This window comes from Pseudomonas sp. NFPP28 (genome assembly GCF_900115535.1).
Classification (GTDB): domain Bacteria; phylum Pseudomonadota; class Gammaproteobacteria; order Pseudomonadales; family Pseudomonadaceae; genus Aquipseudomonas; species Aquipseudomonas extremorientalis.
In genome coordinates this window covers 1-12,054 of record NZ_FOWT01000015.1, presented here as the reverse complement: position 1 = coordinate 12,054, position 12,054 = coordinate 1, and the positions used below count along the sequence as shown (strand labels likewise).

3 protein-coding genes are annotated in these 12,054 nt (G+C 62.3%); all 3 read right to left on the bottom strand.

Translation table 11 applies throughout. The features are described 5' to 3' along the window. On the bottom strand, window positions 1–521 hold a 521-nt coding region (locus BM110_RS29080; RefSeq protein WP_139220356.1), incomplete at its 3' end, for a dermonecrotic toxin domain-containing protein. Between the two features lie 104 nt (window positions 522–625). Next, window positions 626–6,667 (bottom strand): dermonecrotic toxin domain-containing protein, encoded by a 6,042-nt coding sequence (locus tag BM110_RS29075; RefSeq protein WP_175538876.1) that lies wholly within the window; start codon window positions 6,665–6,667, stop codon window positions 626–628. Between the two features lie 107 nt (window positions 6,668–6,774). Then, window positions 6,775–12,054: NEL-type E3 ubiquitin ligase domain-containing protein (locus tag BM110_RS29070; RefSeq protein ID WP_093514674.1), on the bottom strand; the 5,280-nt coding region annotated here is incomplete at its 5' end.

Here is a 12,054-nt window from a genome sequence, read left to right as displayed (position 1 = left end):
AAGCCGGTTCCAGTCGCCGCCTGGACCACGAACCCCGAGGAGGCATGAAAGGCACCGGCTTCGCATTCCGCGGCTTCGAAATTGTGCAGGGCGGCTTGCAGCAGTGGCAGCTTGAGCGCCTCGAACCAGCCGGCGGTGACGTTGAAGACACCCATCGTCACGCTCTTTCTCAGGCGGATATAGGTTTTGTCGACGTCCAGCTCGACCTTGAACTGATCCTTGAGGGCCTTGACCAACAACGGCCGGGCGAAGGTGTCGATGTCCTGCAACTGGGACATGGCGTTGTCCAGCGTGCTCTGGGCCGTGAAGCCGGCGGTGATGCAGTCCATAAGCGACTGGCGTTGCGCCGCAGAGGCGTGCTGGTACCAGTCTGGCATTGCGTCGGGCGCGGTCTTGAGTGCATCTAACTGTTGCGGCGTGGCTTTTTTCAGCCAATCGGGCACGGCATTCTTGAGGAACGTATCGTGCACGCTTTTCGACACGGGGGTAGTGGCTTCGACGGGCGAAGGTTGAACCGTCATGCGGTCTCTCCTGAGGTAGTGGGAGCAGACAGCAGATCACGTCAGTGGGCGGCGCCTGGGGTAGATAAAACAGCGCCAGGGTGCGAACCCCGGCGCCCGGTGAGTCAGGTGACGGGGTTGGCTTGCAACTCTGTGCGTGTCAGGGTCTCCATCAGGCTGGCTTCCTCGATCGCCAGTTGGGCCTGCAGGTCCTTTGCCTGGTGCTCGTAGTTGGCCTGGGACAACCGGCCCTCGGCGTGTTGGCGGTGCAGGGCCTCCAGGCTGGTGTGGAAAGGTTCGCTCTGCGCTTCGAACCGAGCCCGGTACTTGTGGGTCAGGTACTCCTGCCAGAAATCCCGGGAGACCAGGGCCTGGAACTCGGCCGGCGAATCGTTCAGCTTGAGGATGTCCTCGCGGGTCTTTTTCAGGGCCTCTGCGCTGACCCTACCGCGGGTAAAGATCGCTGTCTGCGGTTGTCCCGGCAAATCCAGCTGGTCCGGGTCCTTGAGCTCAAAGCGATAGGCCAGCCTGATCTCGACCTCTTCGAGCAGGGCGATCCGCTGAGCTTTTTCGACCGCCGACAAAGCGGGGTTGTCATTGATCGCCTGGGTGCGCCGGGCGATGTCCTGGAGCGCGGCCTTTTCCACCTCATCGAGGCGGAACAACCCCCTGGACAGTTTGATCAACGCGGCGCCCTGACTCACATCGCTGGCCAGTGCCTTGGCGTTGTGCACCATGGTCATGACCTCCACGTTACTGAACGACAGCCCGGCGCGGTCGCAGCAGGTCGGACGTCCGGCCCACTCGAACATCTGCTCGCGCAGCGCCGCGGATTCCACGGTGTTTGGCGTGATGGCATCGATCACCGCCCACACCCGGGCTTGCAGGTCTGCATGGCCGGCGGTGGCCTCTCGCATGTCCTTGAGCATGGCGAAGAAGCCGTCACTGCCTGGCTGTGCGCGCAGTTGCTCCCACTGGGCCATGCGGGTGCTGATCTGCGTGGGGGACATTGCTTGCATCCAGCGCCGCGCCTGCGCCTGATCGATGGCTTGGGGGCGTGGCGGCGGCAAGAGCCGCAGTGCCGAGGAGACCAGGTTGTCGGGGTGGTCGACCGAGCTCAGGCCCGCCTGTTCAAGCCGCGCCCGGTAGTGGTTCAGCTGCTCTCGCGCCGCCTCGGTCAGCGGGTTGCCCGTGAACTCGATGAGGTGAGTGAGCCTGGAGGACTGCGCCAGTTGTTCGTCAGGTGGATTGATGAGGGCCTCGGGGAGGCTGGAGATGCGGTTGCCCGCCAGATTGATCTGTACCAGCGACGGTTGTGCACCAAGCCCGGTCGGGAAGCTCTCAAGTTCGCAATTGCGCATGTTCAACGTACGCATGTCGGTGATGGCACTGAAGTCCGGAGCGACGCGCAAGGGGTTGTAGGCCAGGGTCAACAGGCGAAGCGTTGACCGCTGGGCCAGCACCTGAGCGGTGTGCGCGCTGAGCTGGATCTGGTTGCCGTGCAGCCACAAGCGTGTCAACCCGTTCATCTCATTGAGCGCCGCCGGCAGCTCGCGCAGTTGGTTCTGCGATATATCCAGCCAGCGTACCCCGCGATGACGCAGCAGGAATTGCTCGGGGCTGGTGCTCAACTGCATGTTGTTCAATTTGAGCGAGCCGACGTGGCTGAAGTCCGCATCCAGCTCCGGCAGGCTCTGCAGGTTGAGGCCGCTGAGGTCCAGTTCCAGGCCGATGGGGGTGCCATCGAAGGCCAGTTTGGCCGGCGTTTCCTTGCGCCAACAGGCGATGATCCGATTCTTGGCGAGGTAACGATCATCTCGACCCAGAGCATTCAGCGCACGCTGCTCGGTGCGAACGTAACCGGTGCCGGTGCGGTTGTTGACATTGCCGCCAGCGGAAGCCCAGGTATTGAGCTGCGTGTTGAGCTGGGCGAACTCCCGTTCCAGGCGTTGCAACTCTGCTTCCAGGCCTTCCCCCAGGCCCCAGATAAACTGCCGGGTCTCCAGCGCGTTGCGATTCGGGTACAACGCACGCGCGCGTTCAAGCGGCGGGTTGCTGATGTCAAAAACATCATGGGTCTTGATCAAATCCGGACGCTGATCTCCCAGGCGCCGCCAGTAAGCGTCGAAACGCGAACGGTAGGTGTCGGGGAGCGGGTTGCCTTTCAGGAAGGTGACATTGTTGATCCCGGCAATCGCCTCCAACTGTTCGGGAGGTGGGTCGAGATACAGGTCGGGCACTTCGCGCAGGCGGTTGCCGCGCAGGTTGAGAAATTCCAGGCCGGTTTTGTCCTGCAGGCCGGTCGGCCACTGCTCGATTCCGGTATAGGACAGGTCCAGTCTTTTCAACCCGTGCATGGCGCTGACGTCCGGAGTGCGACCCAGGCGGTTTCCCGAGAGCTCCAGGCTTTCCAACGGGTGCAGCGCGCTGAGTTGCGCGGCGCTGTCCGGGGTCAGGACGATCTTGTTCTGGCTCAGGCGCAACTGGGTCAGCCGGGGCATCCGATCAAGCCCTTCGGGGATTGTCGTGAGTTCGCAATTGACCAGGCTCAGCTTTTCAACCTGGGTGAAATTGTTCAAGAAGGTTTGAGCGTTGGCGCTCCATTGACGGGTGTGCAGTTCCAGTTCGGTCACATGGCTGAAATCTGCCGTGAGCGCGGGCAGGTCCAACGGCATGCCGCTGATGAATTTAAGCGCAGTGCCGGACTCCCGGCGCCAGCAACGCTTGATGTCCCTGGCGACCGTGCCGGCATAGCCGCCGGCGCGGTCGAACTGGGAGCCCGCCGTACGCGGCTTGTTGGCCTCGACCCAGGTGTTCAGGTCGTCTTCGAGCTGGCGGTATTCGGCTTCGCGCCGGGTCAGTTTTGACCGTACATCACTGCCCATTGACTCAATGAAGGTGTCGACTTGCGCGTCGCTGAAAGACGGATAGAGCTTGCGTACCCGCTGGGCTGAGCTGCTGAGCCGGGCCTTGAGTTTCTCGAAGCCGCGCCCTCCACCGAGCAGGCGCATCGTGGGGTCGTAGGCAGGTTTACGCACCGGGTGTTCCAGCAACAATGCACGCAACGCTTCGCGGGGCAAGGGCTGGGACTGGATGGCGGCGCGCAATTGCGCGGCGTCGGCCAGCTTCATGTCGATACGCTCGCCGGGTGACAACGCGTTGACAATGGCGTCGTACACATCCGTGGAAGGGTTGCCTTCGAACTGCCCGTCACTGAGCTGCACCAGGGTTTTAACCGGCGTGCTGTCCACCTCGCCGATGGCATCGAGCAACAGGTCCTCGGCATCCCCAGGCATACGCTGGCGCAACTCCACGCGGGTCCCGCGGCGCCAGCCTGGCAGGGTTTCCAGGGTGCGCAGGGCCAGGCGCTGGCTATCGAGGTCGAACGGTGTGTTCAGGTGCAGGTTTTCATAGGCCCGGGATACCCGGGTTTCCTGTTCGGCCCACTGCGCCAGCTCGGCGAGCGTGTCCGGCAGGCGCGCGCTGGCGCGAAAGGCCTCTAATTGCTGGGCACTGAGTTCGCTGAGCAGTTGCTCGGCGATGCGCGTCGGCAAGGTGGGAAAGGCGTCCTGCACACGCTGCACATCGGCGTCGGTGCTGGCCGTCAGTTGGCGGTAACGTTCCTGCACATACGAGGGCTTGATCGATTCGACAAACTCACCCAGTTGCCGGCGCAGCTTGGCGGCCCGCATGGGCAGAGTGTCCTGGGGCGAGCCTGGTATGTCGACCAGGTCGGGGTCGGTGCCTTGCAGGGTACCCAGCACCTCGCGCAAGCCTTCGCCGCGCTCCAACTGCTGCTCCGTGAGCCGGACTATGCGCCTGCGCTGGGACGGCAGTGAGGGCGCGTCATCCCAGAGCACGCGACCCTCGGTGTCGATCACCCGCAGCGGCGGGGGGCTGGACAGCAGGCCGCGACGCTTCATCAGGTCCAGTTGAGCCCCCAGGTCAGCCTTGGGAAACACGAAGGGGTCAGTGCTTTTGAGCTGCTGGATGAATGTACTGACCTGCTGGTGGATTTTGAAGCGCTGCAACGAATCGGCCAGCAGCAGCGGCGTGGTGTCGCTGTTCATATGGGTTTCGCGCAAGGCATCGGCGGTGACGCCACTGGCGTGTTGGGCGTTGAGCAATTGCTCGGTGTCCAGCGGCGCGGTGGTATGGCCCAGGCGCCTGAGCGCCGTAGTGTCGTCCCAGTCCAGGGGATGCTCGCCCTCGTGACGCCATGCTCCTTCGTGGTTTTGCGTGAGCCTGGGTGAGTACGCCTCTGGGCGTGTGGGGTGCGCAATGCGGTATTCGGCGTTTTGCGCGTCATGCGTTACCCGGTAGGGGTGGCCTTCCAGCGGCAGAATCGTTTGCCCCTCGTGGCGGTACAGCCCCTGTGCATCCGGTTGGGCATCCGGTGCCAGATTGACCCCCGCCCGGTAAGGGGCCAGGTCGGGTTTCCACAGGCGGGTCTTGCCATCGGTGGACATCACCGGCAACGTCGCTTCGACGACCGGCTCGGCAGGCACCGGGATCAATTTGGCAAAGCCTCTTCCCGCCCCCACCATGGCCGCCAGCATCACCAGGTTTTGCGCCACATCAATCAGGTGTGCCTTGGCCGCTTTGCGATCACCTTCCGACCATTCCCTGACCCCTTCGAAGGTGTCCAGCAACAGCTGGGTACTCATCACCGCCATCATGGCTTCCCCCAGTGCCGGTATGAACATTGACACGCCTGTAAACAGCAGCATGCCGATATTGAGCAGCTGGGCCAGCTTGCGTGAGCGTACGCCTGCGTCCACGTCGGCGGTGGGCACCGCGTGTGCGCGGGCGTCGGCGTAGAGTCTGGCGCGATATTGTTCGTAGAGGTAGGTCCACAGGTCGAGGTTCTCACCCCAGAACCATCCACCGTGTGCCGGCGACGTAATCACCGGGTCCAGGTAAGGGTCCGGATTGGGCACTTGCCGGGGCGGCGCAGGCGGTGGCATTGGGTGGACCGTGCTGAACATGTAGAACGGGTCGATCCCCCGGCGTATTTGATCGATCAGGGCCTGATAGGGCGCGAGGTCCTGGAGGATGGTGGTGTCCGGGGCGTTCTGGGTGAACTGGCTGAAATAGTCCGCGCGCTCCGCATAGTCGACGAACTGGCTGAAGAAGCGCTGGTAGACGGTTGGCCCATCCTGCGCTGACGGCGGTGTGTCAGGGGTGGTGAACCGTTGCTTGAACAGGGGCTTTAGCTGGCCCAGGGTATAGCGCTTGAGCGGGGCCTGCGGATCGCCGGGAACGTACAGCAGCAACTCGCTCCCGTTATGAAGTTCGCCACTGACCAGGAACACCACCACACCGGTGAGTCGATGTTGTGCCAGGCTCAGGTCGCGCAACCAGATGCGCTTGCCGTTGAGCACCGGCTCCTTTTCTCCGGCGATCACCGACAAGACCATGCGGTAGTCGGCCTCGGTGATGTCATTTTTCAAGAGGGCCTGCTCAGCCGCCGCGCGCAGGGCGCACTTGTGCGCGGCAGTGAAGCGTTCCTGCAGGACGGCCTGCGCCACCGCGTTATCGGGCTCCAGGAAACCCTTGAGGTAAGCCTGGTATTTCGCGCCGATATCCAGCGAACGACACAGCCCGGTGAATTGCTCCACGGTCAAGGTCGTGGTGATGGGGTTATAGCAGTCGCCGCTCGCCGCCAGGACCACGAACCCCGAAGACGAATGAAACGCGCCGGCTTCACATTCCGACGCTTCGAAGTTGTGCAAAGCCGCTTGCAGCAGCGGCAGCTTGAGTGCTTCGAACCAACCGGCGGGAATGTAGTACTCGCTGATAGACACGGTTTTTCGTAGCCGGATGAAGGTCTTGTCGACATCCAGTTCGACGTTGAACCGATCTTTCAAGGCGTTGACCAACAGGGGCCGGGCGAAAGTGTCGAGGTCTTGCAGCCTGGACAAGGTAGTGTCCAATTGGCTCTGTGCGGCGAATTGGCTGGCGATGCTGGTTTCAAAGGCGCTGCGTCGGGCCGCCGGGGCGCGCTGATACCAATCGGGCAATTCCGTGGAGGCGGTTTTGAGCGCATCCCTTTGTGACGCGGTGGCCTTTTTCAGCCAATCGGGTACAGCGTTTTCGAGCAAGGCGTGGTGCTGGCTGTCTGACACGGGGGGCGGTGTCTGATCCGCCGTGGATAAAATGGGCATGGGTGCACTCCTGCAATGATGAAGTGCGCAGCAGACCATGCCTGTTGGCGTTTGCCGGGGTAGATAGGTCAAGCGATGCCAGAGCGTGCAGCCCTGGCACCGGGCGGTCAGGTGATCGGATTGGCTCGCAACTCTGTGCGTGTCAGGGTCTCGATCAGGTTGGCTTCCTGGATGGCAAGCTGGGCTTGCAAGTCCTTGGCCTGTTGGTCGTAGACCTTCTCGGTCAACCGCCCCTCGCTGCGCTGGTCGTACAAGGCCCCCAGGCTTTGATGGAACGGCTGGCTCTGCGCTTCGAACTGCGCCTGGTATTTCTGAGTCAGGTACTCCTGCCAGAAATCCCTGGCGACCAACGCCTGGAATTCAGCCGGTGAATTGTTCAGTGCGAGAATTTTGTCGCGGGTGTCTTGCAAGACCTCTGGTTTAACTTTGCCGCCGGTGTATCGCGCCGTCTGTGGTTGGCCCGGCAAGTCGAGCTGGTCGGCGTCCTTGAGCCCAAAACGGTAGGCCAGGCGGATTTCAACTTCTTCCAGCCGGTTGATCTGTAGGGTTTTCTCCTCGGCCGACAAGGCGGGGTTGTCATTGATTGCTTGGGTACGCCGGGCGATATCGTTCAGCGCGGCTTTTTCCACTTCGTCGAGGCGGAACAACCCCCTGGACAGCTTGATCAGGGTAGCCCCCTGATTCACATCGCCGGCCATCAACTTGGCGTTGTGCACCATGGTCATGACCTCCACGTTGCTGAACGACAACCCGGCGCGGTCACAGCAGGTGGGCCGGCCCGCCCATTCAAATACCTGTGCCCGCAGCGCTTCGGATTCGGCAGTGTTTTGCGTCATGGCGTCGATCACCGCCCAGACTCGGGCCTGCAAGTCTGCATGGCCTTCGGGCAGTTCCTCCAGGCCATTGAGCATCGCGAAGAAACCGTCACTGTGGGGTAGCTCTCGCAGTTGCCACCATTGGTTGTGGCGTTTCGCTAGTTCCTGTTGGGACAGGTCCCTTACCCAGCGTTTTGCCTGTACCAGGTCGGGAACTTGCACCATCAGTGGCAGCCTCTGTTCCACTATTGAGGTAACCATCCGGTTGGGCTGTGCAAGCGAGCTGTGGCCCGCCAGCTCAAGCCGCGTCTGGTAGACATCCACCTGTTGGCGCACCGCCTCGGTCAGCGGGTTGTTACTGAGGCCGGTCACCCGGGTGAGCCGGACGGACTGCGCCAGTTGTTCATCCGTAGGGTTGATGAGCGAGTCGGGAAGGCTGGTGATGCGGTTGCTCGCCAACTCGACCTTTGTCAGTAACGGTTGTGCGCCGAGCCCGCCAGGGAAACTCTCCAGTTGGCAATTCTGCATTACCAGCACCCGTAAGTCGGTAATAGCGCTGAAATCCGGAGCGATGCGCAAGGGGTTGTTGCCCAGGCTCAACAGCCTGAGTGTTGTACGTTGGGCCAGCACTTGCGCAGTTTGCGTAGTGAGCTGAATCTGGTTTTCGTGCAAAAACAGACGGGTCAGCCCGTTCATCTCATCAAGGGCTGTCGGCAGCTCGCGCAATTGGTTTTGCGACAGGTCCAGCCAGCGCACCCCGCGATGGCGCAGCAGGAACTGCTCGGGGCTGGTGCTCAACTGCATGTTGGTCAATTTGAGCGAGCCAACGTGGCTGAAGTCCGCATCCAGTTCCGGCAGGCTCTGCAGGTTCAGGCCGCTGAGGTCCAGTTCCAGGCCGATGGGGGTGCCATCGTGAGCATGTTGCATCGGCGTTTCCTTGCGCCAGCATTGGACGATGCGTTCCTTGGCCAGGTAGCGATCATCTTGAGCCAGGGCATTCAACAAACGCTGATGGGTGCGCACATACCCGCTGCCGGTGCGGCTGTTCAGGTTGCCGCCTGCTGAGGCCCAGGTATCGAGTTGCCTATTGAGCCCCTGGAATTCTTGCTCAAGGCGTAGCAACTCTGCTTCGGCGCCGTTCCCCAGCCCCCAGATAAACCGCCGGTTCTCCAGGCGGCTGCGGTTCGGGTACAGCGTGCGCGCACGTTCAAGCAGCGGGTTGCGCATATCGAAGGCGTCAGTGTTCCTGATCAGGTCCGGACGTTGTTGGCTCAGGCGCCTCCAGTAGGCGTCGAAGCGTTCGCGATAGGCGTCGGGAAGCGGGTTGTCGTCGAGCAAGGTGACGCTGTTGATCTTGGCGATGGCCTCCAATTGCTCGGGCGGCGGCTCGAGCAGTACCGCGGGAACTTCGCGAAGCTGGTTGTGGCTCAGGTCGAGAGAGGTCAGGCTGGTTTTGTCCCGTAGGCCCACCGGCCATTGATCAAGCCCGGTAAAGGACAGATTCAGTCGTCTGAGGCTGTACATGAAGCTGAAATCCGGGCACGTACCCAGGCGGTTCCCCGAAAGATCGAGGGTTTCCAACTGTCGCAAAGCGCTCAGACGGGCGGCGCTTTGCGGGGTCAGCACCAGATTGTTCGCATTCAGCTCCAGATGGGTGAGGCGGGGCATTGCCTCGAGCCCTTCGGGCAGTGCTTTGAGGTCGCAGTTTTCCAGCCTCAGCTTTTTGAGTTGGGTGAAGTTGCCCAGAAAGGTTTGAGCATTGCTCGACCAGCGTCGGGTTAACAGTTCAAGCTCGGTGACATGGCTGAAGTCTGCCGTCAGCGCGGGCAGGTCCAGGGGCATGCCGCTGACGATTTTCAGCGAGGTGCCTGTCTCACGGCGCCAGCAGCGCTTGATATCCTTGGCAACCACCGCGCTGTACCCGCCCGTTCGTTCATAGTCGCTGGAAGCCACACGTGGGATGTTGGTTTTGACCCACTGCTTCAAGTCGGCTTTGAGCTGGCTGTACTCGGCTTCCCTCAGGGCCAGCTGGCGGCTTGTATCGCTGCCCAGTGACTCGATGAAGGCGGTGACTTCTGCATCGCTGAAAGACGGGTAAAGCCTGCGCACCCGCTGTGCCGGGCTGTTGAACTGCGCCCTGAGCATGTCGTAGCCGCGCCCGCCCCCCAGCAAGCGCAGGGTGGCGTCGTAAGTGGGTTTGCGCACCGGATGCTCCAACAGCAGGGTGCGCAAGGTGTCGCGGGGCAAGGGCTTGGCCGCGATGGCATCGCGCAGTTGGTGGGCGTCGAACAGCTTCAGGTCCTGACGTTCACCGGCTGACAGTGTGTCCAGTATGGCCTGGTACATATCCGTCGAATCCGGCCCTTTGAATTGCCCGTTTTCCAGTTGGACCAACGCCTTGCCTGGCGTGCTGCCGGCCTCGCCGATCGCGTCGAGCAATGGGCCGTCGGGTGAGTGCAGGCGTAACTCCACGCGGGTGCCCCGTTGCCAGCCCGGCAAGGTCTCCAGGGTGCGCAGGACCAGGCGTTGGCTGTCGAGCTCGGACGGCGTATTCAGGTGCAAGTTTTCATAGGCCCGAGACACGCGGGTTTCCTGCTCGGCCCAGCGTGCCAGTCCAGCCACCGTATCCGGCAGGCGCCCGGTGTCGCGTAACGTGGTCACGTCCTCGGTACTCAGCTCTTTGAGCAATTGCCCCGCGATGCGCGTCGGCAGTTTGGGGAAAGCCTGCTGTACGCGCTGTATGTCGGGATCGTTGCTGGCTGTGAGTGTCTGATAGCGCTCTTCCAGATACGACGGCTTGATGCTCTCGACGAATTCACCCAATGCCTGGCGCAGCCCGGTGGCCCGAGTGTCGAGCGTGTCCTGGGGCTGGCCCGGGATGTCGAGCAGCTGTGGGTCGGTGTCCTGCAGCGTGTACAGCACCTCACGCAATCCCTCGCCACGGGCCAAATGTTGCTCCGTGAGATAAACCGCACGCCTGAACGGCGATGAAGGATGGGGTATATCCTCCCACAGGACTTTGCCCTGGGGATCCACAACCCGTAGCGGCGGGGTGCTGGACAGCAGGCCGCGACGCTTCATCAGGTCCAGTTGCAGGCCCAGGTCAGCCTGGCTGTAGACGGCGGGGTCGGCGCTTTTGAGTTGCTGGATGAATGCGCTGACGTCCTGGTTGAGTTTAAAGCGCTGCAACGAATCGGCCAGCAGCAGGGGGGGGGCTTCGCCATTAAAGTGGGCTTCGCGCAAGGCGTTGGCGGAAACGCCGCTGGCCTCTTGTGCCTTGAGCAACTGTTCAGTCTCCAGGCCTTCGGTGGTATGGCCCAGGCGCCTGAGTGCGGTAGCGTCGTCCCAGGCCTGCGGGTTTTCGCCCTCGTGGAGCCAGGCGCCTTCGTGGTTGTGGGTCAGCTCGGGTGAGTAGGCCTCGGGTCGGGACGGGTGCTGGATGCGATACGCGGCGGTGTCCGGGTCTTTGGTTACCTGATACTGCCGGTCCTCCAGCGTCAGGTACGTCTGCCCTTCGTGTGTGTACAGGCCATGCGCATCGGGCCGGGCATCGGCTGGCAGCTTGACCGGCGTTTCATAGGGTTTCAGGTCGGGTTTCCACAAGCGGGTTTTTCCATTGGGCAGGGTGACGGGTTGCAACCCCTCGACCACCGGTTCGGCCGGTACCGCCGTCAGTTTGGCCAGGCCTTTGCCTGCGCCCACCATGGCGGCCAGCAGCACCACGTTCTGTACCACATCCAACCAGTGGGCCTTGGCTGCCTTGCGATCGCCTTCCTCCCACTCCACCACGCCTTCGAAGGCTTCATACAGCAGTTGGCTGGCCATCACCCCCATCATGACCTCGCCCAGCCCGGGTACGAACATCGACACGCCGGTCAACAGCAGCATGCCGATATTGAGCAGCGCCGCCAGTTTGCGCGAGCGCACCCTGGCATCCACGTCTGCGGTGGGCACGGCGTGGGCGCGGGCGTCGGCATACAGCTTGGCGCGGTGTTGCTCGTAGAGGTAGTTCCACAGGTCGAAGTCGTCCGGCCAGAAAAGGCCGGTGTGCACCGGCGGCGTGACGATCGGGTTCAGGAAGGGGTCTTGGTTGGGCACCTGCCTGGGCGTGGAGGGCGGTGGCGGGTTGTTGATTTTATTGAAGACGTAAAAGGGGTCGAATCCTCCGCGCAACTGATCCAGCAGAGGCGCAAAGGGGGCCAGCTCCTGGGCGAAGGTGGTCTCTGGGGCGTTCTCGGTGAACTGGCTGAAATAGTCCGCGCGGTCGGCGTAGTTGACGAACTGGCTGAAGAACCGCTGATAAGCGGTGGGGCCTTCGCGCTCGGCGGGCGGGGTGTCCGGGGTGGTGAAGCGTTGCTTGAACAGCGGCGCGAGTTCCCCCAGGGAATAGCGCTTGAGCGGCGACTGCGGCTCGTTGGGGATGTACAGCAGCAACTCGCTCTCATCGCGGATCTGGGACGTACTGAAGAGAAACACCACAACGCCCGTGAGGCGGTGGTTCATCAGGCTCAAGTCGCGGAACCATACACGCTTGCCGTTCAGTAAAGGTTCGTGTTCACCGGCGACCACCGA

Excerpts from the sequence above, each read along its gene's own strand:
- BM110_RS29075 (WP_175538876.1), bottom strand. The coding sequence starts at position 6,667 with ATGCCCATTTTATCCACGGCGGATCAGACACCGCCCCCCGTGTCAGAC.